Raw genomic sequence first — 25770 nt, forward strand, 5'->3', positions numbered from 1 at the left:
CCTGTTGATGCAGCCGATTCATCTGGCGATCGGACTGGTCGAGGGGCTGGCGACGGCAACCGTTATTATTTTTCTGGCGACGGCGCGTCCCGATATCCTCGATGGCGTTGAGGTAGCAGCGGCTCAACAGGTCCGTTCTCTCAGGGGGGTTGTTATGGCATTGCTGGCCGTGACCATTCTGGTCGGCGGTTTCTTTGCCTGGTTTGCTTCGAGCCAACCGGACGGCCTCGAGTGGGCCCTGGAAAAAGCCGGTTTCGAATCGAACACCGAGCTTTCCGAAACACACCATTCTCTGCAGCAGATTCAGGAGAAAACAGCAATTTTGCCCGAATACGATCTGCCGGAAGGGTCCGGCACCAACCGCGGCACCAGCTTGTCCGGATTGATCGGCAGTGGATTGACCATGGTCGTCGCCGGTGGAGTGATCCTTTTGCTCCGGCGCCGGCGAAAAGAGTCCGGTTAAGACTGATCAGATCGTGAGAGTTGAATATCAAAGGCCCGGGAATCCGGGCCTTTGTTGTCTATTCGTTGAATTTGTGACAGAAGAGACAGCGGAATGGTGGCGGATGCTCTTCTGACAACGGCATCTCCTCGGTGTCGTGACACTCCCTGCAGAAAACCTCGGTCTCTTTTTTGCCCATGCTTGCGACCATATCCGGGAACGGGGCGTGGATTTCATTATCCGGCACGTGTACGGTTTTTTCTTCACCGGAGATCGCAAAAAAAGTTCCGAATACAGCGATGATAACAACAATAAATATCCAGTCACGTTTGTCGATAGCCATATCAAATCCTGTCTGCTTTGGATTCAGTTCCGCTTTTTTGCTGCCAGCAGGGCGCAGCCGATAGCGCCGTTATGCTGAGGGTGCTCTGGAACGACAATATCAGCACTCGCTGCATCTTGCAACATCTGCCTGAAAGCGGCGTTTTTTGCAACGCCGCCGGTCAACACGATTGTATCGCGCGGGAAGCGGTGCAGCATCGGCATGACCCGCTTGATCAGGGTCTGGTTGACGCCGGCACAGAGACTTTCAACCGAATTCCCCTCGATGATTTTGCCAATCAATTCGCTCTCTCCGAAGATGCCGCAGGTCGCATCAAGCGGCACCGGGTTGGCGCGATGTTGAGACAGCTCCTCAAGGCTCACTTCGAGAACCGTGGCCATGTTTTCCAGGTAGCGTCCGGAGGAGGCGGCACATTTATCGTTCATCACGAAATCGGTGAGGATCCCGTTTTCTAGGCGGGCGACTTTCGAGTCCTGGCCGCAGAGATCGAGCAGGGTGAAATCCTCGAGACCGGTTTGCCAGCGGGCGCCGGCGATGTGGGCCTGGATCTCGGGGACGATCGTGGCATCGGCAAGAGCAAGGGTGTTGCGGCCATACCCGGTGACAATAACCGGCGTTTCGTCGAGCCGGATCTCCCCGGAAATCCCCATTGCTGCGAAGTCGAGCTGCAGGGTGCCGTCGGTTACTGAACCGAATTGGCGGTAAAAGGGGATGGTCGGAAAATCCTTTAGCCAGAGCAATTCCTCATTTTCGATGGCCGCGAATTTGGCCTGGCGGCTGCCGAGATCGATGCCGAAACCGTTCATGCCCGCTGCGCTCTGATCATTTCGAGAAATCCCTCGATCCGGATTCGGGTTCTGGCATCCATCACCCCGGGGCGGTCGCCTTCAAGGGTCAAGACCGGAAGCTTCAGTTTCTGACGGACAATCATATACTCGATCTGGCGGAAGCAGAACGACTGTACGTAGTGGATAATGCCGTCAATCCGGCGATGTGCGATCTCTTTCTCGATATCCTCGAGGCGGGTGAAGATGTCGTAGGGATAGGTATACGAACGGTATTGCGAAATCAGGTCCGGCGTATTGTACGGCATTGAAAACTGACGTTGGGTTTCATTGAACACAACCCGGCCGTCAAGCTCTTCGAGGATCGAATAGATGTCGGAAAATATGGGCGGAACACCGATGTAGGCGAGGCGGAGCTTTTCCCGGCGCGGCTGGCGCTGTCGAACCTCCTCGAGGAACTGGTCGATCTCCTCTTCAAAGAGATCGACGTCGCTGTTCATATCGGAAGTGCAGACCTGGAAATAGTGGTTTTCGCCGCCGCTGACCAGGTTCTCTTCCCAGGTCAGCCGGTCGATTTCATGAACCTTGAGCCGTACGGTGTTAAGCCTTTGCCGGACTGCTTCGGCGTCGGTCAGGGTCGTACCGAAATGGCGGCAGAGCTTTTCGAGTTCAAGCCGGATCGAATCTTCCGAGCGATCGTAGGGGTAGGAGAATGGCACCGTCCTGATCCCCTTGAGGGACAGGACCTCCATCAGGGCCTGGGTGTTGGAGCAGTCACCTTCGGTCACCGCAATGATTTCCGGAATCTTGTGGCGTAGCGTCACCCCGTAGATACCTTTGATCCAGCCACAGATATTGCGTGGGAAGCCGGCGATCTCCGCCTCTTCGATAAAACTCTGCGGCGCTTCATCGGTGATGAATATGTTGTTGAGGTCGACCAGCTTGCGCCCGGCCGCCAGGGGGATTTCGAGAGGGATCGTTGTTGTAAAGCCAATCATGTCAACCGCTGGCCGGGTTTAGTCCGAACTGATAAAGAGGAAGTAGATGATGCTGCCGATAATGACAACGCCGACCCCGATAAACAGGAGAAGCGTATCATTGGTCAGTCCGCCATCGAGACTGGTGCCGCGTTCAAGGGTGTAGGAGAGCAGCCAGGCGAAGCCGACAAGGCCGAGGTTGGCAACAAGCAGGACCCGCCACTTCATAATCAGGGAGACGACGGCAAGAACACCCATTACACCGAGGAAGTAGGGATTATGGATCAGGTCGCCGACCTTGGCCTGATCCATATAGGCAAGAATGTTCTCGGTTGATAGTGTGCTCAAAAATTCTATGATTGAGTCGATAAAGTCCATGCGCCTCTCCGATGCTTACCGATTGTTGTTTTGCATTCAGCTTATCCGCAACACTATAACAGTTTTTTTTAATCTGTAAAAGCGTAAACGCTCTAAAATCCTTGACTTGCCGGGTCCGCTTTTCTACTATGTACGATCGTTTAAATCGTTATTTATAAAGGGGTTTAATGGGCGAAGGAAAGGCAATAGGGATATTCGACTCGGGAGTCGGCGGGTTGACCGTGTTGAAGGAAATAGCGGCCCGGCTTCCGGATGAAGATCTGATCTACCTCGGCGATACGGCCCGGGTTCCTTATGGCACCAAAAGTCCGGAAACCGTGCAGCGATATGCAATCGAAGCGGCCCGCTTTCTTGTTGATCGCGGGGTCCGGATGCTGGTCGTTGCCTGCAACACCGCCTCTGCCGTAGCGCTTGATCTGCTCAAGGAAACTTTTGACCTGCCGGTTGTCGGGGTGATTGAACCGGGAGCGGCCCGCGCCGTAGCCCTTTCCGGTGGTCGTCGCATTGGCGTCATCGGAACCGAGGGGACGGTGAAAAGTGGGGCCTATACCCGGGCTATCCACAGCCTTGATCAGACCCTCAACGTTGTTTCCGTGGCCTGCCCGCTATTTGTCCCGTTAGCCGAGGAGGGTTGGGCCGGGCACGAAATTGCGGCATTGGCCGCCCGGGAGTATCTGGCGCCGATCCGTGAAGAGATCGATACCCTGGTGCTCGGCTGTACCCATTACCCTCTGCTCAAGGAGACCCTGAGCGCCGTTCTCGGCGAGAATGTGCAACTGGTCGACTCGGCCGAGGAGACAGCGATAATCGTTGCGGAGTATTCACAGAACCGGCCGCCGCAGAACCGGCCGCGGCGGATCAGTTTTTTCGTTACCGATGTACCGACCCGGTTTGAGCGGGTCGGCCGGGCTTTTCTCGGTGCGGAGCTTGATGACGTCAGGCAGGTAACACTCAAGGAGTCACCGGCGGGGTCATTATGAAGTTGAAGAATAAACATTTTATTTACATCAATCTTGTTGTTATTCTGCTCGGTCTTCTGCTGATCTGGTATGCCGGTCGGCCGAAGCCGGAACAGGTCGTCAAGGTAAAACAGTCGGTTCATGACACAACCGGTGAGAAAGAGCTGGCGCAACGTGACGTGACGCTCTATTTTGCCAGTCCGGGCGGACTTTACCTGGTCAGCGAGACCCGGCAGATCGGTTGCAGTGATGAAACCGACTGTATCCGAACGGTCGTCGAGGCGTTGGCGTCGGGGCCGGTACAGGCCGGTCTCGAAGTTGTTCCGGCCAAAACACTGGTCAGAAGCGTTGAGGTCGACTCCGGAACGGCGATCATCGATTTCAACCAGGAGTTTGTCTCCGGTCATCCGGGCGGCAGCCACTCCGAGCTGATGACGGTTTACGCCCTCGCCAATTCAGTAGCTGTCAATTTTCCGCATTTGCGGCAGATTTCAGTGCTGGTTGAAGGCAAACCGGTTAAAACACTCAAGGGGCATGTCGATCTGCGGCGACCCCTGATTGCCGACTTCACTTTTGCGCGCCCACCCGGTGGTGGTCTGAAACAGGAAGTTGTCAAGGAAACCCGGGTTAAGGAGTAAATACGGATGTCTGAAGTTTTAGGGAAATTGCAGGAAAAGATTCTCGTTCTCGACGGAGCGATGGGAACCATGCTGCAGGCTCGCGGTCTCAAGGCGGGGGGATGCCCGGAAGAGATGAACCTCGAAGCGCCCGATGTCGTCGCCGGAATTCACCGGGAATACGTCGAGGCCGGTTCCGATATCGTTCTGACCAATACCTTCGGTGGCAGCCGATCGAAGCTTGCTCATTACGGTCTTGAACAGAAGGTCGATGAGATCAATGCCCGGGCAGTTGAAAATGCCCGTCGGGCGGTTGGCCCGGATCGGCTGGTTGCCGCCTCGATCGGTCCGACCGGTCGATTTGTCGAGCCGGTCGGTGACGCCCCGTTCGACGAGATGATTGATATTTTCGGACAGCAGGTCCGGGCTTTTGCAGATGCCGGGGCCGACCTCATCGCTCTCGAAACGTTCCTCGATATCCGTGAGATCAAGGCCGCCGCCATCGCCTGCCGTGAATTTTCGAATTTGCCGATCCTGGCGATGATGACCTTTGACGATGGCGGCCGAACCGTCCTCGGGACACCGCCCGAGGCCGCTGCCGTCACTCTCGATCCCCTCGTTGATGTCCTCGGGTCCAACTGTGGACTCGGGATCGACGGCATGACCGCCATTCTTGAGAAAATGCGTTCGGTCACATCGCGGCCCCTGGTTGTCCAGGCCAATGCCGGTCTGCCGGTTCTGGTTGACGGCGAAACCGTTTTCCCGGGAACGCCCGAAGAAATGGTGGCGTATCATGACCGCCTGATCGAGCTCGGCGTCCGGATCGTCGGCGGCTGCTGCGGAACAACGCCGAAGCATATTGCCGCGATCAAGGAAGCCCTCGCAAGCCGCGACAACAGCTGGACGGCGCCGCAACACCGCTGTTTCCTCTCAAGCCGGACGGCGGTCCTTCCGGTCGGTCATGGCGCGCCCTGTTCGATCATCGGCGAGCGCATCAATCCGACCGGGAAAAAGAGCTACAGCGCCGAACTGCTCGAAGGAAAGACCGCTTATATCAGGCGGGAAGCCCAGTCCCAGGTTGAGGCCGGAGCCCATCTCCTCGATATCAACTGCGGAGCTCCGGGGGTCGATGAACCGGCCGCCCTCGAGCGGGCTGTCTATGCCGTGTCCGGGGTTGCGGCGGCGCCCCTGGTCCTCGATTCGTCCGATCCGGCGGCGCTGGAGGCTGGATTGAAGGCCGCTGACGGCAAGGTGTTGATCAATTCGGTCTCCGCTGAAGAAAAAAGCCTCAAGGCGATTCTTCCGCTGGCGCAGAAGTACGGGGCCGCCGTCATCGGCCTGGCTCTCGATGAAGCCGGCATCCCCGAGACGGCCGCCGGCCGGGTCGAAATTGCCCGTAAAATTCTTGAACGGGTTGAAGCTGCCGGCTTGCGTCGGCAGGATCTGATCATCGATTGCCTGACGCTGACTGTTTCGGCCGAGCAGAAACGGGCCCTTGAGACGCTGAAGTCACTTCGTCTGGTCCGCGACGAACTCGACCTGACCACCGTACTCGGGGTCAGTAATATCTCGTTCGGTCTGCCGACCCGCCCCATCCTCTCTTCCGCCTTTTTTGCCATGGCCCTGGAAGCCGGGCTCGGCGCGGCCATCGTTAATCCACTCGAAGAGAGAATGATGGATGCTTACCGGGCGGCGATGGTTCTGCTCAACACCGATCAGCGTGCTGAACAGTATATTGCCTGTTATGGTGGCGTTGCCGCTGCTCCGGCCGTTGCAGCGGAAAAGGTCGCCACTGCTTCGATTCGCGAGAGGTTGGCGACAGCGATTATTAAAGGCGACGAGGAAGGGATCGTCGGCCTGGTCGAGACCGCTCTCGGCGAAGGGTTGTCACCGCTTGAAGTCAGTAATGAGGGTCTGCTTCCCGGCCTTGAAGAGGTCGGCCGCCGCTTCGGTAAAAACCAGGTCTTTCTGCCGCAGGTCATGCTTTCGGCCGAAACAATGCAACAGGCTTTCACCCGGTTGAAGCAGGAGATGAAGGGTCAGCAGCGGGCCTCTCTCGGCAAAATCCTGATGGCGACGGTCGAGGGCGATATCCATGATATTGGCAAGAATATTGTTTGCACCCTGCTCGAAAACCACGGTTTCGAAGTGTTTGATCTCGGTAAGAATGTGCCGGCACAAAAGATCATCGACAAGGCCCTTGAGCTCAAGGTTGATGCGGTCGGGCTGTCGGCCCTGATGACCACGACTCTGCAGCAGATGGAGAATACGATTGCCGCGCTCAGGTCGGCCGGCATCAAGGTCATAACCCTGGTCGGCGGTGCCGTGGTTACACCGGAGTACGCCGAACGCATTGGCGCCGATGCCTACGCTGAAGATGCACTCGAAGCGGTCGAAAAGGTCAAGGAGATATTCCGCCAAAAGGCGTAATACCGTCTTGTGTCAAGTGTTGGAATATGCAAGAATATCTCTTTTAAGTTCAGGCTCATAGCAACGGAATAATTCAATGGTTGTCGGGTTCAATCACAATTTTAAATATATGGGCGAAGTCTTCCACGTCCAGACCGAAGATGGCGGCCTCAACACCACCAATATCATCACGCTTCTTTATCGGGGCGGGACCATTCTGGCGCGTCAGAAAACATCGTATGCCGATATCGCCAAGGCGGACAACCTCGAGCAGGTCGTCGAAGAGTTGATGAAGGAGCAGCACAAGGAAATGCTGCGCCGGCTCAAGGCCGGAGATTTCGACGATGTGATCGAGCGGATTCTTAAGGGTGGCAAGACGGTGCCGGAGGAGAAAGTCGCCGAAGTCCAGGCGCCGGCCGATGCCGATGCGCAGCCGGAAATCACCCTGGTTGAAACCGTAGTCGAAGAGCTCGAAGAAGAACCGATTGAAGAAGCGATCCCGATTGTTGAAGAGGATCTCGAAGAGGCCGAACCGGAGTTTGATCTCGATGACGTCATCCTCTCCTATCTCATGGGAGATGACGATTAGTATACGCTTTCCCGCTATTCGGGTTTTGCCGGCAGCCGTCCCTGGGAGGATGGCTGTCGCATTTTAAGCCAATATGCACGGACACAGCGTCGGCACCGCGCCGGTGGCGCAGAGAGGTTGAGGATGCCGGACCAGTCAGCACTCAATGAACTCGAACAGACGGCCCGAACCCGGCGCGGTGAAATTCGGAAAATGCTGAACCTTGCCAGGTCAGGCCACACCGGCGGCAGCCTCTCGGCGATCGATCTGATGACCGCCCTGTTTTTCCACAAGATGCGGCACGATCCGGGCAACCCGCAGTGGGTGGAGCGCGATCGTTTTGTCTTGTCGAAGGGGCACGCGGCCCCGGCGCTTTATGCCTGCCTGACACATGCCGGCCTGACTCCGGCCCACCTGGTCGAGGCGGCGGAAAGGGTCATGCAGCGTAAATGAGTTTTGTCGCAAACCGGCAGTTGAATGATGAGCGGGGCGCAGCCCTGCTGATCGTTCTGTTGATGGTTGTCGTCCTCGGACTCGCTGTCGGCATTACCGGGTCGACCTGGAAAAGTATATCCCAACGGGCCCGCGAGGCCGAACTGTTCTGGCGCGGCGATCAATACCGGAAGGCGATTGGCAGCTACTACGAGGTCAAGCATGGGCGCGGCAGCGGTCTCTTCCCGCGGAAGCTCGAGGATCTGGTCAAGGATCCGCGCTCTCTCGCCGCCGAGAGGTATCTCCGGCGACTTTACCCCGATCCGATGACCGGTGGCGACTGGGTTCTGATCAAGGATCAGTCGGGGCGGATTACCGGCGTTCGCAGCAGCAGTGATCTCGAGCCGTTCCGCCAGGATGGCTTCCCGGAAGAGTATGAAAAGTTTGCCGGCAGTGAAAGTTACAGCCGATGGGAGTTTGTGTATGAGCCGAAGACGAAAAAGAATGCTCTGCCCAAAGCTGTGCCAAAGCCACCGGCGAAAGAGGGCTCATGATTGTTAACAGCCTGATCAGTCGTGTCATTATTCTCAGCATTATGCTGCTGTCAACCGGCATCGGCATTTTTTCGCTTTTTCATATCCATCGCGAGGAAGCCCATCTGGTCGATGTGACCCGCGAAAGTGCCAGGCTGCTGCTGTCGACCGTTGAGAAATCGATCTACACCTCGATGAGTATCGGCAACAGCGAGGACGTACAGGCCATCCTTGAACAGGTTGGCCAGTCGAATGTCTTTGCCCACCTGCGCATCTTTCACCCGGACGGAATTATTCTTAAATCGAGTCATCCGGAGGAGATCGGAACCCGGGTCAACAGCAACGATCTCGAGCTGTTCAAGGAAGAAAAGGAATTCGCGGTCTTTCAGGTCGGCGATGAAGGCGTTCTCGGCATGGTCAAGCCGATTGAGTCCGATCAGCGCTGTTTTTTTTGTCACGGCGAGGGGCGCAAGGTCATCGGGGTCCTGAATCTCAACTTTTCGCTGAATGAAACCATGCACCGGATTCAGGAGACGTCGCAGTACTTTCTGCTTTCGACGATTGCCATCATCGCTCTACTGTCGTTGGGAATCACCTATATCCTGATCCGTTTCGTCAAGCGCCCGATCCGGATGATGGTGCAAAAGATGTCGCGGGTTGAAGCGGGCGACCTGACGGTCCGGATGGATGCCGACAGCAGAGACGAGATCGGGGTTCTGATGCGCAGCTTTAACTCAATGGTGCAGAACCTCGGCAAGGCGAGGGGTGAACTGGAGCAATATCATTATCGCCAGATGGAACGCGCCGATCGCCTCGCTTCGGTCGGCGAGATGGCGTCCGGAATTGCCCATGAGATCAGGAACCCCCTGGCCGGGATCAGCGGAGCGATTACCGTTCTGTCCGATGACTTCAGCGAAGATGATTCGCGCCGGCAGATCGTTCAGGAAGTGCTCGAACAGATCAAGCGTCTCGACAAAACAGTCAATGACCTTCTTTATTTTGGCCGACCCGGAAAACCCGAGCTCGCCTATGCCGATATCAACAACCTGGTGAAAACAACGCTCTTCTTTATATCCCAGCATCCCGAAGCGAAAAACATTCATCGCATCAAGGAATTGACCCGCGACCTGCCGGCCGTCTGGATTGATGAAAAGCAGATACAGCAGGTGCTGTTTAATGTTATCCTGAATGCGATTCAGGCGATGAAAGAGGGCGGGACCCTGATCATTGAAACCGACGCGACCGAGCAGGCTGGCAAGAGTTATGTCCGGGTCCGGGTGATCGACACCGGACCGGGGATTCCGGCGGAAGAGCTCGAAAGAATATTTGTGCCGTTCCATACGACCAAAACCCAGGGGACCGGCCTCGGCTTGCCAATCTGCCGGCAGCTGCTGGAGCAGCACGGCGGTGAAATTGAAATCGAGAGCCGGTCCGACGACGGCACGACCGTAACGATTCTGTTGCCGATCTCACTGGGTGAACAGAAAGATATGACAAGAGAGGTTCAAGGTGCGTAAAACAAGAATTCTGGTTGTTGATGATGAACACCTGATCCGCTGGTCGCTGGAGCAGAACCTGACCAAGCAGGGCTATGAAGTCACCCAGGCTGGATCCGGAGAAGATGCTCTCAAGCTGGTCCGGGAAGATGCTCCCGACCTGGTCCTGCTCGACATTCAGCTTCCCGGCATCAATGGCCTCGAAGTGCTCGAGCAGATCAAGGAGATTGACAGCGAGATTATCGTCATCATGGTCACCGCCCTCGGTGTTGTCGAAACGGCGGTCAAGGCGATGCGGATGGGAGCTTATGACTATGTCAACAAGCCGTTCAACCTCGATGAGCTCGCCATCGTCATCAAAAAAGCGCTCGAAACCGGCGAGTTGATCAAGGAGGTCACGCATCTCCGCTCCGAGCAGAGCAAAAAGTACGGTGTCGACAATATTATCGGCCGCAGCCGGCACATGGCCAATGTGCTGACCATGGTCGAGAAGATCGCCAAAAGTGATGCCGGAACGATCCTGATCCAGGGGGAGAGCGGAACCGGCAAGGAATTGATCGCCAAGGCCGTCCATTATGAAAGTGCCCGCGCCGAAAAGCCGTTTATGGCGATCAATTGTGCGGCGGTTCCGGAAACCCTGCTCGAAAGCGAATTGCTCGGCCACGAAAAAGGCGCCTTCACCTACGCCAAGTCGCAGAAAAAAGGTCTTTTTGAGACCGCCGACGGCGGCACCCTGTTCCTCGATGAAATCGGCGATATGGAGATGGGGATGCAGGCCAAGCTGCTGCGCGTCCTCGAAGAGAGAACCTTCCGCCGGGTCGGCGGCACCAAGGAGATCCCGGTCGATGTCCGGATCGTCTCGGCAACCAATCAGGATCTGCTCAACCTGATCGAAGAGAAACGCTTCCGCAAGGATCTTTATTACCGGATTCAGGTGATTCCGATCTACCTGCCGCCGCTGCGCGAGCGGCCCGACGATATCCTCGTTCTGGCCGAGCATTTTATCGAAAGCTACAACAAGGAATTCGGCAAGTCGGTCAACGGCATTTCGAAGATGGCCGCCAAGTTCCTGACCGAATATGACTGGCCCGGCAATGTGCGCGAGCTGAAAAATGTGATCGAGCGGGCAGTTATCCTCGAGAGCGAAGAGACCCTGCTGCTCGAGCATCTGCCGCAGGAGATTGTTGCCAAGACCAGTGGCCCGACCGCCGGACCGCTCTCGTTCCGATTGCCGGCCGAAGGTCTCGATATCGAGGATATCGAACGCGAGCTGATCCGCCAGGCTCTCGAGATTGCCGAAGGGAACCAGTCAAAAGCGGCGCGTAAACTCAACCTCGGAATTGATGCCTTCCGCTATCGCATGAAGAAATTTGATTTTCTCTGATCACCGGAATTGCAAACTGAAAAATCAGGGCCGGTTGCCATCATGCGACCGGCCTTTTTTTGTGGCGAATGCGCAGTCCGGTTATATCGCCAAGCATCTGAATGAAATCACCGGAAAGATATGTTGACAAAATACTGAAGCCCGTTGCTCTCTGCGTTTCCGGAAATGGCATTATGGTTGCATGTACTTGGGATGAGCCGGGCGCCTTGTCCCGGCAATAATTGATAATATCGCGCACTATGCCGTTTATTGAGGAGGCGTAAAAATGATCTGGTCCAGAGCGCTGGTCTGTCTTATCGCAGTTATATCGCTACTCGTTGGTGCCATATGGCCCAACGCTGCCGTTGCTGCAGCTGCTCCCGAAGTTGTTCCTCTCGGAAGTATTGATGCTGAAGTGTCGATTCCGGGCAAGCTCGATGTCGATGCTGCCGGCAATCTTTACGTGGCCGACATCGGTAGCAGTACCGTGCTGAAATTTTCTCCTTTCGGTTATTTGGAGAAGACGTATGGTTCCGTTGAAGCGTCCGGCCGCGGATTGGCAGTTTCTCCGGACGGCAGCAAACTCTATGTGGCGACTGCTGACCAGGTTGCGGTTCTCGATGGGGAAACAGGAGCCGTCGTAAATCAGATTGCTTTTGCCAAGCCGGGAGAAATTGATCTCGATGCGGATGGCAATATTTATGTTGTCGATCCGGTCATGCATCAGGTTCAGGTTTTCGATGTGTCAGGCGCGCCACTCCGTGTCTTCGGCAGCACCGGTTTTGAAGATGGTCAGTTCAGAACAGTGACATCGATGTCCGTCAACAATGCGACGGCCGAGGTCTTTGTTGGTGGTTTTCAGTCTGCGCCGAATGACGGCGGCTACGCTACGATTCAAACCTTTACCCTGGCAGGTGCTTTCAGCGGTAAACTCTATCTCGAAGCAGATCTCGGGAACGACCTGGGTGACAGCAGCGGCATTGCTTTTGATGGCGCCGGCCGCGAGTATTATCTTGATAAGTTGGCGGGTGAGATTCAGGTGCGTTCAACCTCCGGCGGGTTTGCGCCGGTTGTTTTTGATATCGCCGGTGACGCGGCCGGTCGGGTGGTTCTGCCCTGGGATATCGCTTATGATGCCCTGACCAGCCGTCTCTTCGTTTCCTCCGACAGTGGCAAAATCAAAATCTTCGGTGTTGACGGTGGTGTTACACCGGAAAAGAACGTGGCCCCAACCCGGCCGACCCTGATCAGCCCGATTGCAGATAGCGAGGCCACTTCATTGCGGCCGCAACTCCGTTTTGCCAATGCGACCGATCTCAATGGCGATGCCTTGACCTACCGGGTTTCTGTTTCAGGGGCGACTTCGGTTTCCTATACCGTCGCCGGGGACGCTTCAGGAGAAACCGTGGTTCAGATTGACGAGGATCTTGCTGAAAATGCAGCTTATAGCTGGCAGGTTCAGGCCAGTGATGGCGAACTCGATTCCGCTTGGACAGATCCGCAGTCCTTTTATGTCAATGCCGCAGAGGAAGCTCCTACCGCGCCGGTTCTTACCTCGGCACTGTCCGGGGAAATCAGTGGGGCTGACCTGCTCGCCTGGAAGGCCTCGACCGATGGCGATCCCCTTGAAACGATCAGCTACCGGGTTGAACTCTCAGGTGACAATACTTTCGAGCAGATGGTTTTGTCACAGCTTTCCGATCAAACCGGAATTGCCCTTGGCGAGTTTGATGACTATCAGGATCTGATGCCGGGAGCCACTTATTTCTGGCAGGTCGTCGCTATTGACGGATCCGGGATGGAGACACTGTCCTCCAATACCGGTGAGTTCCAGTATGCCACCGCCGTTCTTTCGGTTGATGCCAACCTGCCTGATGCGAAGGTCTATTTCGGCGGCAACGCCGCTTACTCGGGACAGTATATCGGGACAACACCGCTGGAGCTGCGCGATCTCGCTGCCGGGCCATATACCGTAGTCGTTGAGCGGGCCGGCTGTGAAACCTTTATTGCCCAGGTCGAAGTCAGTGCGAACAGCTCGGTGCAGGTTAATGCCAACCTGCTGCTCGCTGTTGAGCCAGCCCTGAAGAAAGCGAGTACTTTGCGGTCGGTCAAGGATCAACTGCAGTCGGGTGCCCTGGTCGCACCGTTTATTGTCGATTTTGACAATGACGATCTGGCCGATCTTCTGGTTGGCGACGATACCGGTTCGGTAACCCTGTTCAGGGCCCTGGCCTCCCGCGGGGCGAAAACTCAGTATGCGGCTGGTGAAGCGTTTGATTTCGGCAAGCTCCCCGATACGGCGCTTTTTGTTGCCGACTGGGATAATGATAACAACAAGGATGTTCTGGTTGGCGCCGCCGACGGGACTGTTTCAATTTATAGTCAGACGGCTGGTAGTTCCGATAAGTCGCCGGAATTTGATTCATCGTTCGTGCCGCTGCGCGACAGTAACTGGTTGATCATTGATGTCGGCGCCCAGGCCAATCCGGCTGTCGTTGATTTTGATGGTGACCTTGATAAGGACCTTATCCTCGGAACCGGCGATGGCAAGCTCTATCTCTATTTGAATAAAGGGAGTGACGGTTCGCCGCAACTCGATGCTGATCGGGTTGTCCTGATGGACCTCACAAAGGGCTCGGTCTCGCCGGTTATCACTGATTGGGACGCTGATGGCGTTAAGGATCTTCTGGTTGCTTATGAAGGCAGCCTCTTCCGCTGCGCCCCGAACGACGACGGAACCTACGGTTTCGCCGAAGTTCTGGTCGATGCTTCTGCCAGCAAGGTCACGACCGGATCCCGGTACTTTGTTGCCGATACCGACAGCAGCCAGGGCAAGGATGTTTATGTCGGTCGTTCTGACGGCATCGTCCAGGTGATGCGTTCGGCCGGCAAGGAATTTCTGCCGTCGGTGACAACCGCATTGCTCGACAAGCTTGCAGAAGTCTCGGATCTCGCTGACGCTGAATTGTCGCCGGTTCTGGACGAGGTCTCGACCGGGATTTCCGACGGGGATTTCCGTGCCGCCGGCCGCGCCCTGAAGAGCGTAGTTGCCGCCAGCCCGGTCGGTTCGGAGCTGTATGAATCGGCATCCGAGCTCATGGCGCTGCTGGCACAGTAATTCCGTTTGCTTTGATTAGATAACAATGGTGTTTTTTTATTAATACATAAACTTCTCCGAAAAGAGCAAAGCCGGCGCAAGCCGGTGACGCAAAGCCAGGGGCCCACGATAAATGGGTAGCCCGGTTCCCGCAGAAGAGACCGGAAGAGGGAAAAGAAAGAGATGAATGGACTGAAAATCAAAATAGCGCTGGGGATCATCGTCGGCTTGTTTGCTGCCAGCTCGGCTTACGCTGCCATTGCAAACACCAAGCATGACCTTTCATTCTTCACGACGGCTTTTGAACCGTTGTCCTCGTACGCGACAACCGAACCGGAGATCTGTATCTTTTGTCACACGCCGCATGGCGGGGATAACGTCGCCCCTCTCTGGAACAGGTCTTTGCCGGCTGCCGGAGCTTTTACCTTTTACAGCTCTTCGACCACAACTGCCGCAGTTAATAGTGTTGCTGCGATCAACGATGAGTCGTTACTCTGTCTTTCCTGCCACGATGGAAGTATCGCGATAAACAGCCTTTTGAATACCAGCCCGTCCGGGACCCCAGTAGTAATGGAGCAAGGCCCGGGGCCTGTCCCGATTTTTGGCAGTTCAGGAGCAAATCCACGTATCGGTGGGGCACCGGGCGACGAAAGTGGCACCGGTCATCTCGAGGATGATCATCCGATCTCTTTTAATTACTCAGCAGCCGCAACGGATGTCAATGAAACCGGGCTGGAACCGGTACCAACGAATGCGGCCCTTCGTCTGTTTAATGGCAATATGGAGTGTTCAACCTGTCATGAAGTCCATGACAACGCAATCCCTCCATTTCTGGCAATGGATAATACCGGCAGCGCAATGTGTCTGGCCTGCCACATAAAATAGATAACTGGTAAATTTTTTAATCGAATCACAATGCAAAGTGTTTGAATTCAGGAGCGAGCCCATGAGATTCAAAACCTATCTGGCAACATTGACGATTATGGCAGTGATTTTACTGTCTTCTGGGACATCCCAGGCGCTCAGGTTGCATAACTTCGAATGTGGTCAGTGCCACAAGTCCACTGTCGACTGGCAGGCCCTCGATACCGGCAACCTTTGTCTGCAGTGTCACAGTTCGACACCTGCAACCGGTGTCTCCTTGCTTGACGATTACACAAAGGGTTCGAATTGTGTTTGGGATCCGGCCGTGAACCAGGTTGTCTGTACTCCGACCCCTGATCCGGACGGTCCGACCGTTGATGCTCCCGCAGGCTTTTCCGGTGGTGACGCCAGTAACCAGTTTGGTTCCAACCCGTCCCCGGGCAATGAAATTTCACACAACTGGGCTGCACGCATAAATAATCCGGCGGCTGGTTCTGCCGGTAACCCGACTGATCCGATGTATAACACCACGACCGCTCCGCGTGGTGCTTCCGGTGGGTCCGTTACCTGCTTCCGTTGCCACGATCCGCATGGTGCGAAAACCTTCCCGCAAAATGCAGACAATAAAATCCTGCGTGTGCCGAACTATGATCGTCAGGATCCGGCAACCATGGTTGCCCAGCCTGCGGAAATCGAATCGATGTGCGTGGTCTGTCACGCCGACTGGTCAGCAGTCACCACGGCCGAGAACGGTCTCGAATCGCATCCACTGGTCAAGGATTACGCGACTTTCGTAGATAATGTTCGATTTAAGACATTTGCTCCGGGCACCAGTTCCATGAAACTGGTCGATACCGATAATGATGGTAACTCGGATGATATGGCCTGTACAACCTGTCATGGTATGCACAACGCAGATTCTGGTGGTGCGAATGATGGTGCTATCCTCCTTGGTGACGGCGCCAGTATCGATCCGAACAATCTCTGTAATTCCTGTCATATCTATAATTTGCATCCGAGCTCAACCGGGAATCAGATCGGTTGTCTCGATTGCCATAGCGGTCATTCCTACAATGATGGCACGCCGAATTATTATCTCCTTCGGGCAGAGTTTGCTGTGCCGGCTACGTCAACCCTGCCGACCAAGGGTACAACTGTATCAGGTATGCGTTTTACCGATGACCCCGATACATTGGATCCTAATGTACGCTGGGCCGGTTCAGGCTCGACCGGATTCTGTGAATACTGTCATGGCGATGTTGAAAACACTGCTGCCGGGTTCCCGAGCGAAGACAGGGCACATACCGAAGGTGAAACCTGCGAAAATTGCCATTCGCATAATGACGCCTCTGGTACCATTGATAGCTTTGGCCCGGTCAATTGTGACGGTTGTCATGGTTTCCCGCCGATAGCTGACACTGCCGGCGGTCCCAATGGCTTTGCTGACAGCACATTAACCACCAATGTGTATTCAGCCAGCGCCTCGTATATGCCAGAGGATACGGCCGGACATATCACCCATGCCTCCGGTAGCGGTAATTACTCCTTCACTTGTGATAAGTGTCACGGTGCCGGTGCCAACACCAGCGGCAACAGCGGCCACGATACCGGTACATTCCAGGAAGTTCTCGACAATGCTGACGCACCGCTTCCGGCTCTGACCACTGATAGTGGGGCTCTGAGTCCTTCTTACTCCTGGGCCGATCTGGCCGGAACCAACAATGAGGGCTATTGTAGCAACACTTACTGTCACTCCAACGGTGGTCCGCGTGGTGCTGCTCCGACAGCGGTGACGACCCCGGCGTGGGAAGATGGTAACGGCACAATCAACGCCTGTAATGTCTGCCACGGTAACGATGACGCTTCAATGACGAGCCGGGGCAATTCCGGGTCGCATAACGCCCATCTCAACAAAGGTTACGATTGTGGCGTTTGTCACTCCTTGACGGCGACGGATAGTACGACTCTTCTTGGCTCAGCCATAGGCGGAAGCGGGACGCATGTTGATGGTGACCCTGATGTCTCGGCGGATTTAACCCAGGCAAGTCTCCCTGGTTCGTTCATTTATGCATCAAACGGCGAATGTTCCAACCTTTATTGTCACTCAAACGGTTCTGGCACCAATAGAACTCCGGATTGGGATTTACCGGCATCCGGGGCCTGCGGAACATGTCATGATGGCGCTGGTGGAAGTCTTCCGGACGCTCATTATGTCCACCTGGATGACCCGAATGGTCCGACGCTCAACTGCGACGCATGTCACACTCATAACGGTTCTGGTACCGATCATGTAAACGGTACCTTTGATCTAACAACTGGTGCCTGCGATACCTGTCACGGTAAGCCGGCCGGCGCCGGAACCGGGCCAGGTACAGTTGACGAAATGCCTTCCTGGACCGACCCGAGCACCGTTCGTTGCGAGACCTGTCACTCCGGTACGCTTGCCGTCATCGGCGGCAACACCGCACCGCTGGTCTCCGAAGCGGCTTACGCCAACGGCCACGGCAAGACCGGTGTCGCCCAGGGCTGTACCGACTGTCACGAAGCCAACACCGTCGCCGGTCACCTTGCCGGTGACTCGGTCGATCGTTTAAGTTCTACCCTTCCGGCCTACACGGCTGGCGATGACCGCGCTTTCTGTAATGATTGTCATACAACGGTTGGTTCCGTTAATAACCACAACACGCTCGACGGTACGATCTGTAAGACCTGCCATACCCAGCACGGTGAAGACAACGGCTTCGATGCGATGATCATGTCGACGGTGGCAACGAATACCGTTGCCGGATTTGCCGACCAGACGGTGGTTACCAGTTTCGTTAATTCGGCCGGTACCGGTGTCTGTCAGACCTGTCATACGGCGACGGCCCACTATCAGCAAGGTGACGATCCGCGCCCCGGCGGAGTCGATGATATGCATCCGAACGATCCGGCTTCTGGTCAGATTGCTGATCTTTCGCTCTGTACGACCTGTCACGATCACAGCAGCACTCCGGCGTTTGCCGCCACCGGCGATTCCTGCGACTCCTGTCACGGCTACCCGCCGGCATCAGCGGCACATAATGTTCACGCCCCTGACTCCGACACTCTGGATACCGCTGGCAAGGTTTATCGCGACGGCACCAATGGGTTTGCAGACGTATCAACTTGTACTCATTGCCACACCGGGGCTGATCAGTACACCTATGATCCCTCAGCTGACCAGGCTTCCGGAACGGCCGGTCGCCAGAATCATAATGCCGGCGAGACAACCCAGGACGCAACCCTGACGAGCAGCGTTGGTTATGATTCGACCAATCTCGATTGCGCCAGCGCCTGTCACAACACGACAGCCGGACAAGCGGCTGCCTGGACAGATACCTCTCTCAGTTGCGCTGCCTGTCACGGTAACCCGCCGGCGAACGGTGGTGGCGACAATACTGCCCATGCTGACCATCTTACGGCTGGTCTGACCTGCGCCACCTGTCACGGTGACGATCCGACTGATACAGGTCATATCGATCCGAAGACCGGAGCCGATGAATTGACCAAGGTCCAGAACATGACGGACACCTCAATTGATGGTGCCAATGTTACCGAAGCAAGCTGGAACGGTACGGACAACACCTGTAACAACACCGCCTGTCACAACCCGAGTAGCGACGGCCACCTGGCCAACTGGGATACCAGCACCTCGAGCTGTACCCTCTGTCACGGTGATGATGCAACGCTGCCGGCAACCACCGGTATGGTTAGCGGCAGCCACCAGCAACATCTCGACAACGCCTCGATCATCGGTGACAACGCAGTCTGTACCGATTGCCACACGGGAGCTGGTGGCGATACAGCCCACCGTGACGGTACGGTCGATTTTGCCGCCGCAGCTGGTTGGGGTGCTCTGGCTGCCGATACCTGCGGCAGCAACACTTCCTGTCACCAGGATGGTTTCGATCCGGTTCAGTCGCCGGTATGGGGTTCGGTTGTAGCTCCGGCCACGGTTTGTGACCTCTGTCACGCCACCCCGGTGAACGCTGGCGATCATGGCGGCCACTGGGTTCAGGACCGTTTCGATCGCGGGCTACAGTGCGCGAGTTGCCATAATGCGACCGTCAACGAAAATGTCGACCCTGCCAACGATCTGACGACCATCAAGGCAGGAGGCAACCATATTGACGGAAACATTTACGATATTGCCGCCGGTTTCAATTTTGATGGCGCTGCGGTTGGAATCTTTGACTACACTCAGGGAACTCCTTCAACCTGTTCTACGAACTGTCATTTCGTAAATCCGAAACCTTGGGAGCCGTCGACCGGCTGCGCCTCCTGTCACGGTGATTTGAGCTATGTTGAAACCAAGACGAGTTCGGGTGGAAACACCCATACCGCACATATCAATATTACCGGTTCGATTGAAAACGATCTGAGTGAGTGTGTGGTTTGTCATGGAACTGACATTAACACCTATACAATAACCGGTGGCGATGGCGGCAGCTGCAACCACCAGGATGGCTCGACTCAGGTTGTCGCCGGAATCAGCACGGCCGCAACCGGATGTACCGCAGCCTGCCACGATTCCGGTTCCTCGGATGGCAACTGGGCTGACGCCGATGGCTTGAACTGTACCGCCTGCCACAACAATGGGACCAACGACGATGTTCTGGCCAACGCGGCTCCGGCAACCGGTGCACATGACGCTCACGTAGCGACCCAGGGGATGACCTGTGCTGATTGCCACGGTACCCTGCCGACAAATACCAATCATATCAGTGGTCTGGACGCTACCGGTGCCGCCGGCGGCGACCAGGGTGAAACCCTGACCAACAGGGCAGCCGCTACAGCAGATAATGCGGCTGTCGACGATACGCCGTTCAACGATGCCGGCAACAGCTTCAACGATACGACCAACAGCTGTTCGAACACCTACTGTCACGATCCTTCCGACGACAACACGTTGGCAGACTGGGATAGCGATTCGGCCAGCTGCAACCTGTGCCATGGCTATGATCGGACCTCGGCTGCTGTTATGGCAACAGGTAGCCACAGTGAGCATCTCAACGCCGTGACCAAGTTCGGTCTGACAACCCTGGAAGACTGCCTTGCCTGTCATCCGGACAATTCTGGCAACAACGGTCACTTCATCAGTTCGACCGGTCCGACAGTCGTTAACCAGGCGGCGCAGATTGCCGGTACGGTTATCGACGGTACGACTTACACCTACTAGGGTGAATTGGCTCTGCCGAACACTAGCTACGGGTCTTGCGGCACGACGCCATGTCACAACAATGGCCAGGGCGCAGCACCGGCATCAGACACGTATACCTGGAATACAACGGTTGCTGATGACTGCAATACCTGTCACGACAAGCGTCCGGCAACCAACTCGCATACGTTCCATACCGGAACAACCGCGTACGGGCCGCATCCGACCGGGTCGACCGACTGCGGCGAGTGCCATAACGCCAACAGCAATAATACCACCATGGCCGGCTTGGCCACGCACATTGATGGTTCGCGCGATTTCGCCGATGCCAACAGCCTTGCCAACCACGGCGGCATCTTCGGTACCGCCACCACCGGCATCGTCGGTGATACGACTGTAACCGTCTGTAATAGTTGTCACGGTGGACAGACTGCCGCTGACCTGGCCAAGAACAACTGGGTCAACCAGCAGGCCGTCGGCTGTGAATCCTGTCACGGCGATTACAACCTGGCGGTGATCGGCGGAGTCACGGCTCCTGACCGTGCTACCGATTTTGATACAGTCGGCCACGGTAAACCGACAACACCGGCCAGCGCCATCGGCGGCAGCCGCGCGGTCAACCAGGCTTGTACCGACTGCCATGACAACAACGCGGCCCATATCAGCGGCAGCCTCAATGATGCGGAACGCCTCAATCTCATCGGCGGTGTCGATTATGCTGTCGATCCGAACGGCTTCTGTAACGCCTGCCACGTCGCCGTTGTCGATTCGGCGGTTCATTACGCCAACAGCAACACCACAAACGGCAATTCGGATGACGCCCTGCTCTGTACCACCTGTCACGACCAGCACGGTCAGGGTGGTCAGGACGCCATGGTCTCCTCGTCCATCCAGGGCAACACGGTCAGCGGCTTCAGCGACCGCGCCGCCCGGGCGAGCTACGCTAATGGCAGCAACCAGGGCGTTTGCCAGGTCTGTCACGATCCAGCCGAGGTTCTCCACTTCAATACCGGAACCGAGGAACTGGCAACCCACAACAGCGGCAGCAACTGTACGGTCTGCCACAGCCACCAGGATGATCCGATCTTTGCGGCCAGCGGCTGCAACGGCTGCCACGGTGGCGGCACCACGGGCTCCAGCGCCAGCAACTACTGGCCGGACGATTCCAACGTCCGGACCGAGAACGACGCCGGCGCCCATGTCACGCACATGAGCCGTCTGTCGGCCAAGGTTTACGGCCAGACGCTCAGCCAGCTGCTGGATGATATCAATTCAGATTCCAGGCAGAAGGCCCTGTGCGACTACTGTCATGAAGCCAGCACCAACGACGGCGATCACGGCAATACCACTAACCTGCCGGCCGAGGTCTTCCCGTCCGGCTACAACAAGACCCTCTGGGGCGCAGCGGGCAGCGCCAGCTACAACGCGACCGCCGATACCTGCGCGACCGCCGAGTGTCATAACAACAAGACCACGACCGACGGTACCTTCGGCTGGTACGATGGCAACAGCGGTACCTGCACCATGTGCCATACCGCCGGTGGTAGCGGGGCCAACCCGACCACTGGTCTGCATAACCCGTCGATCGCGACCGCCCACGACGACACTCTCGGCGGTGGTTGTGCCGAGTGTCACAATGCCATGCCGGCGATTGACAACACCGGCAGCGCCACGCACATCAACGGCAGCTTCGCCGTCGACAGTGGGGTCAATGATGATCGCGGCATCACGGTCAGTGGTAATATCACTGCCTTTACCCAGGCCGCTGTTGGCACCACCGATTCTTGTGCGGCGTCCTGTCACAGTGACGGCGGCAGCTGGGAGCGTCTCTGGTCTACTGACGCGGATTCGAACTCCGAAACCCTCGGTGATGCACGCTGTAACGTTTGTCACGGCTACCTCAACACCTTCCGTGACGGCATGACCCCGGACCACAGTGCCATTGCCAAGATCAATGACGGCACGCATGGCAACTGTTCGACCTGCCATGTGCGTCCGAATGCTCCGTACGATACGGCAGCGACCTACCACAACACCAACTCACCGGTCGGTTCGCCGACGGAACTGGGTGCTCCGGGCCGCGCCATCGAAGTCAACGATACGGTTGGTTATGATATGGCAAACGGCAATTGTACCAATATCTGCCATACCAACGATGCGGCGCACACGGTCGGTACATCGAGCCACTTCCCGGCCAACGGCCTGGCGGGTCCGAACGCCAACTGCAATACCTGCCATTTCGATACCGGTGGTAGTTTCAATACCGATAATATCGGCGGTTACACCTTCTCCAACAGCGTCGGTGCCCACGCGCAGCATGCCAACTCGGCGGCCACCGCCTATGGAGATGCCGTCAACCACTCAACTGATGCCGGTTACGATTACGGTTGCGGTATCTGTCACTCGACTACCGGTACCGATCACCTCAACGGTGTGCTCGATCTGAACCTCGAAGGCAATGCCGATATTGTTAACGGTGCCGGGGCCAACTACGACACCACAACTACCGGAGCCTGCTCTGGTGTCTTCTGTCACAGCGATGGCGAAGATGTCTCGCTCGCCAACGCCAAGAGCCCGACCTGGACCGGCAGTTTCAGTAATCCGAATGGCGACTACTGTCAGAACTGCCACGGCAACCAGCCGACCACCACCAGCCACGCGGCGCATGTTGTCGGTATCCACTTCGACGATATCTACAGCGGCACCAGCGGCCTGATTGCTGCCGGCGGCGCCAGCGGTGCCGGTCACGGTGACGTCAACACGGCGCTGACGATCAACTGCAACATGTGTCATACCAACACGGTCAACCAGTGGTACAACGGCAACAACACGGCATGCGTCTCCTGTCACGGAACCAGCGGATCAGCGACCAACAAGACCGTGACGACCACTGCCGATATCAATGAGACGAATCATGTCAATGGCATCAAGGATGTTGATTTCTCACCGGCTATCGTGACGATTCGTTCCAAGTCGCAGGTTCGTGACTTTACCACGACTGAGCCGGAGCTGAACGACAACTGGCAACGTATTAACGGCTACAAGGCCGGTGCCTCGTCGCACGACGAGAGCAAACAGGTTGATCCGCTGGTCGGCATCTGGGACGGCAGCAACTGTACCGTCGCTTGCCACAACGACAACACGATCGCATGGGGTACCACCGGCATCAGCTGTAACGCCTGCCACACCCAGTTACCGAAGTAAGGCCTAATGGGACAGTCCCCGCATGGGGGCTGTCCCTGGACGCAGCGGCCTGATCAGGGGCTGGTGAGACATCAGATGGTATGAGGGATGATTTTGCTGAATACAGAAATGCATAGATTGCTTGCGAACCTGTAATGTAAATATGAATTGACTCTGGCACAGCACTTAAACGGATTATTCAGAACTAAAAACATATAAAGACCAGGGCAAAGCCGGGGCAACCCGGTGACGCAAAGCCACGGATCCTGAAGGGACCGCCGGGCCGCCAATCGAGAACACCTGGGAGAAGAAGTTATGAAATCAGGGAGCACACAGCTGATGAAGACGAATAAGATGATTTCCGCGATTCTGGGCGGGAGGGATATCATGAAACGATGTGGATCGCAGATGGTTCGATCTCTTGTTGTGGTGGGGCTGTGTGCCCTGGTGTTGGTGGGGGTCGCAGGTCAAGCTGAGGCTGCTACCGTTACATATTACTTTAATGGTAATACGTCGGGTGTTGATATCCTCAATGGCGGTGTTTATACAACAGATGCCCTCGATTGCGGAACCTTCAACACTGGAACTCCCTACGTAGGTGAATTGGAAACATCCCCAGTGAATTGTGGCGGGACGATTTATCAAAATTCTTCTGCTAATGTCATGTATCGAGGCTTTTTTAATACAGCTTTTACTGCTGTTACTGACGTTACGGGCATAGATTTAGACTTAACTCATGCTGGTGGTGGTGATAACTGGACTGTAACAGTTCAATTAGTTTACTTTGATGGAACCACCACCACGAATTTTTCGGGTGGGACCTCTTACGCTACGATATCTAATGGCGGTACCGCCACTGTCGATTTGTCAAATCAATCTGCAACAGTTCCAAGTGGTGCCGTTGTCGGGATTTTAATTAGTCCGAACAATACCGGAGGTTGGACCGGGTTTAATGCGGATTCAGGCGTTCTAAGAGTTGATGAAACCGTAGCTTGCACCCCATCCGCCAACACCTTCACCTGCAACAACGGTCAAACGCTCACCGGCGCAACGATTGACCTCAACGGTGCGCTGAATATTTCCGGCACCCAGACAGAACTTTACACGGTCAGCCAGTCGACCGGCGGCACCTGTGATATCACCAGTGCAGATGATTATTTTATAGATACAACAAACTATACGTCGATTGTCAGTAATTTCACCGATCCCGGTGACGGATCCTTTGTCACCGGCGTTACTGCCGATGCCAATTGCACTAACGGTTCTGCTTGTGCAGGCGGCATTACCTACGATGTAAACTTCCCCTCGGCAGGGACTTGGGACCTTTGGCTTTATCTCAATGGTGCTCCGGGCGTTGCTGGTGACCACTCCCTTTATTATGGACTAGATGGCACAACCATAGGCCAAGTGCAACCAGCCACAAACAACTGGGCATGGCAAGATGCTGATAGAGGCGGTGGCACAATGACTGTTACGGTTGCCAGTGCCGGTGCTCATACCATTAATCTTTGGGTTCGTGAATTCCCGACCGATGTTGGTGGTATCTATCTGACACCAAATGGTGGCCCGACCGCACCGACGGCTTCCACGTCAACACCAACTACTAACTCTCCGTCCGGCGGCGGTACCGTGGTGGATCCCACCAATTGCGGCAGCACCACCAACTACTATGGTCCGGATGCTGCGTCCTCGACGTTTGACGCCAGTGCCACCAGCATGGTATCCGGTCAGCTTTTCGATCTGCATGTCGAAGCACAGGATTCCTGTGGAGTCGCCTTGACGCCATTGGATTGTACGTTCACCTGGAATGACTGTCCCGAGACCAATACAGTCAACGCTCCAACATTCTCTCCAAGCGGTACGCCGATTACTGGTGATGTGACGGTCAACGCCACCGGCGACGCCGGTGCAGGCACCATTACGGTCAGCTGGAGTGAGGACGGCGGCAGCAGCTGGAGTCCGTGGGTTGCCACGGGTTCGACTTATACGCCAACAACCTGTACGACAGGCAATGTCATCTTCCGCGCCAGAGGCACTTCATCTTGTGGTGGCGACCTGATCACAGTTGGCAGCTCGGTTGCTTTCGATACCGTCACCACCGGTTCATTGAGTATCACCTCCGGTCAGACATTCAATGGCAACCCG

At 56.0% G+C, this 25770-nt stretch carries 19 protein-coding genes and 2 riboswitches; of the genes, 14 read left to right on the plus strand and 5 right to left on the minus strand.

Translation table 11 applies throughout. The features are described from left to right. On the plus strand, positions 1–463 hold a 463-nt coding region (locus C0623_05540), incomplete at its 5' end, for a cobalamin biosynthesis protein CbiM (GenBank protein PLY01281.1). A gap of 58 nt (positions 464–521) precedes the next feature. On the opposite strand, the gene C0623_05545 is transcribed toward C0623_05540, so the two are convergent. From C0623_05545 to C0623_05560, 4 genes are read right to left on the minus strand one after another with little or no spacing between them, the layout of a single operon-like run. Next, positions 522–785: a cytochrome C gene (locus tag C0623_05545; GenBank protein ID PLY01282.1), complete on the minus strand. Its 264-nt coding sequence runs from the start codon at positions 783–785 to the stop codon at positions 522–524. A 23-nt stretch (positions 786–808) separates the two neighbouring features. Further along, positions 809–1591, minus strand: a complete 783-nt coding sequence (locus C0623_05550) for a 2-hydroxyglutaryl-CoA dehydratase (protein PLY01283.1) — start codon at positions 1589–1591, stop codon at positions 809–811. After that, positions 1588–2568 carry a 2-hydroxyglutaryl-CoA dehydratase gene (locus tag C0623_05555; GenBank protein ID PLY01284.1) on the minus strand — a complete coding sequence of 327 codons (981 nt, stop codon included), beginning with the start codon at positions 2566–2568 and terminating at the stop codon, positions 1588–1590. Before C0623_05555 ends, C0623_05550 begins: the two co-directional genes overlap by 4 nt. 18 nt (positions 2569–2586) lie before the next feature. Further along, positions 2587–2925 (minus strand): hypothetical protein, encoded by a 339-nt coding sequence (locus C0623_05560; protein ID PLY01285.1) that lies wholly within the window; start codon positions 2923–2925, stop codon positions 2587–2589. 167 nt (positions 2926–3092) lie between these two features. Between C0623_05560 and C0623_05565 the strand changes: the two genes are divergently transcribed. The 12 genes from C0623_05565 (at position 3093) to C0623_05620 (ending at position 23646) form a co-directional block, all read left to right on the plus strand. Next, a complete protein-coding gene (locus C0623_05565; GenBank protein PLY01286.1) occupies positions 3093–3905 on the plus strand; it encodes a glutamate racemase in 813 nt (270 codons plus the stop codon). Continuing rightward, positions 3902–4522, plus strand: coding sequence for a hypothetical protein (locus C0623_05570; GenBank protein PLY01287.1), 621 nt, complete (start codon positions 3902–3904; stop codon positions 4520–4522). The genes C0623_05565 and C0623_05570 overlap by 4 nt, the downstream gene beginning before the upstream one ends. 6 nt (positions 4523–4528) lie before the next feature. Further along, entirely contained in the window at positions 4529–6931 is a 2403-nt protein-coding gene (locus C0623_05575) for a 5-methyltetrahydrofolate--homocysteine methyltransferase (GenBank protein PLY01288.1), read from the plus strand. A gap of 76 nt (positions 6932–7007) precedes the next feature. Beyond that, on the plus strand, positions 7008–7499 hold the full coding sequence (locus tag C0623_05580) for a hypothetical protein (protein PLY01289.1): 492 nt from the start codon (positions 7008–7010) through the stop codon (positions 7497–7499). 123 nt (positions 7500–7622) lie between these two features. Next, positions 7623–7931, plus strand: coding sequence for a hypothetical protein (locus C0623_05585; GenBank protein PLY01290.1), 309 nt, complete (start codon positions 7623–7625; stop codon positions 7929–7931). After that, positions 7928–8464 carry a hypothetical protein gene (locus tag C0623_05590; GenBank protein ID PLY01291.1) on the plus strand — a complete coding sequence of 179 codons (537 nt, stop codon included), beginning with the start codon at positions 7928–7930 and terminating at the stop codon, positions 8462–8464. The genes C0623_05585 and C0623_05590 overlap by 4 nt, the downstream gene beginning before the upstream one ends. Then, on the plus strand, positions 8461–9960 hold the full coding sequence (locus tag C0623_05595) for a histidine kinase (protein PLY01292.1): 1500 nt from the start codon (positions 8461–8463) through the stop codon (positions 9958–9960). The genes C0623_05590 and C0623_05595 overlap by 4 nt, the downstream gene beginning before the upstream one ends. Beyond that, positions 9953–11323, plus strand: a complete 1371-nt coding sequence (locus C0623_05600; protein ID PLY01293.1) for a DNA-binding response regulator — start codon at positions 9953–9955, stop codon at positions 11321–11323. The genes C0623_05595 and C0623_05600 overlap by 8 nt, the downstream gene beginning before the upstream one ends. Before the next feature lie 265 nt (positions 11324–11588). Further along, entirely contained in the window at positions 11589–14420 is a 2832-nt protein-coding gene (locus C0623_05605; protein ID PLY01294.1) for a hypothetical protein, read from the plus strand. Between the two features lie 54 nt (positions 14421–14474). Further along, positions 14475–14553, plus strand: a riboswitch (cyclic di-GMP riboswitch). A 29-nt stretch (positions 14554–14582) separates the two neighbouring features. Beyond that, complete coding sequence (locus C0623_05610) at positions 14583–15284, plus strand: hypothetical protein (GenBank protein ID PLY01295.1); 702 nt, start codon at positions 14583–14585, stop codon at positions 15282–15284. Positions 15285–15345: 61 nt separating this feature from the next. Beyond that, the gene (locus C0623_05615) at positions 15346–20463 is read left to right on the plus strand and encodes a hypothetical protein (protein ID PLY01296.1); all 5118 of its coding nucleotides are present in this window, start codon (positions 15346–15348) and stop codon (positions 20461–20463) included. 258 nt (positions 20464–20721) lie between these two features. Next, on the plus strand, positions 20722–23646 hold the full coding sequence (locus C0623_05620) for a hypothetical protein (protein PLY01297.1): 2925 nt from the start codon (positions 20722–20724) through the stop codon (positions 23644–23646). A 195-nt stretch (positions 23647–23841) separates the two neighbouring features. Continuing rightward, a riboswitch (cyclic di-GMP riboswitch) is annotated at positions 23842–23916 on the plus strand. A gap of 678 nt (positions 23917–24594) precedes the next feature. Here the strand turns inward: C0623_05620 and C0623_05625 are convergent. Beyond that, on the minus strand, positions 24595–24993 hold the full coding sequence (locus C0623_05625) for a hypothetical protein (GenBank protein PLY01298.1): 399 nt from the start codon (positions 24991–24993) through the stop codon (positions 24595–24597). Between the two features lie 96 nt (positions 24994–25089). Between C0623_05625 and C0623_05630 the strand changes: the two genes are divergently transcribed. After that, a partial coding sequence (locus tag C0623_05630) for a hypothetical protein (GenBank protein PLY01299.1) occupies positions 25090–25770 on the plus strand: 681 nt, incomplete at its 3' end.

Origin of the sequence: Desulfuromonas sp. (genome assembly GCA_002869615.1) — a bacterium.
Classification (GTDB): domain Bacteria; phylum Desulfobacterota; class Desulfuromonadia; order Desulfuromonadales; family UBA2294; genus BM707.

Excerpts from the sequence above, each read along its gene's own strand:
- C0623_05545 (PLY01282.1), bottom strand. The coding sequence starts at position 785 with ATGGCTATCGACAAACGTGACTGGATATTTATTGTTGTTATCATCGCT.
- C0623_05550 (PLY01283.1), bottom strand. The coding sequence starts at position 1,591 with ATGAACGGTTTCGGCATCGATCTCGGCAGCCGCCAGGCCAAATTCGCG.
- C0623_05555 (PLY01284.1), bottom strand. The coding sequence starts at position 2,568 with ATGATTGGCTTTACAACAACGATCCCTCTCGAAATCCCCCTGGCGGCC.
- C0623_05560 (PLY01285.1), bottom strand. The coding sequence starts at position 2,925 with ATGGACTTTATCGACTCAATCATAGAATTTTTGAGCACACTATCAACC.
- C0623_05565 (PLY01286.1), top strand. The coding sequence starts at position 3,093 with ATGGGCGAAGGAAAGGCAATAGGGATATTCGACTCGGGAGTCGGCGGG.
- C0623_05570 (PLY01287.1), top strand. The coding sequence starts at position 3,902 with ATGAAGTTGAAGAATAAACATTTTATTTACATCAATCTTGTTGTTATT.
- C0623_05575 (PLY01288.1), top strand. The coding sequence starts at position 4,529 with ATGTCTGAAGTTTTAGGGAAATTGCAGGAAAAGATTCTCGTTCTCGAC.
- C0623_05580 (PLY01289.1), top strand. The coding sequence starts at position 7,008 with ATGGTTGTCGGGTTCAATCACAATTTTAAATATATGGGCGAAGTCTTC.
- C0623_05585 (PLY01290.1), top strand. The coding sequence starts at position 7,623 with ATGCCGGACCAGTCAGCACTCAATGAACTCGAACAGACGGCCCGAACC.
- C0623_05590 (PLY01291.1), top strand. The coding sequence starts at position 7,928 with ATGAGTTTTGTCGCAAACCGGCAGTTGAATGATGAGCGGGGCGCAGCC.
- C0623_05595 (PLY01292.1), top strand. The coding sequence starts at position 8,461 with ATGATTGTTAACAGCCTGATCAGTCGTGTCATTATTCTCAGCATTATG.
- C0623_05605 (PLY01294.1), top strand. The coding sequence starts at position 11,589 with ATGATCTGGTCCAGAGCGCTGGTCTGTCTTATCGCAGTTATATCGCTA.
- C0623_05610 (PLY01295.1), top strand. The coding sequence starts at position 14,583 with ATGAATGGACTGAAAATCAAAATAGCGCTGGGGATCATCGTCGGCTTG.
- C0623_05615 (PLY01296.1), top strand. The coding sequence starts at position 15,346 with ATGAGATTCAAAACCTATCTGGCAACATTGACGATTATGGCAGTGATT.
- C0623_05620 (PLY01297.1), top strand. The coding sequence starts at position 20,722 with ATGGCCGGCTTGGCCACGCACATTGATGGTTCGCGCGATTTCGCCGAT.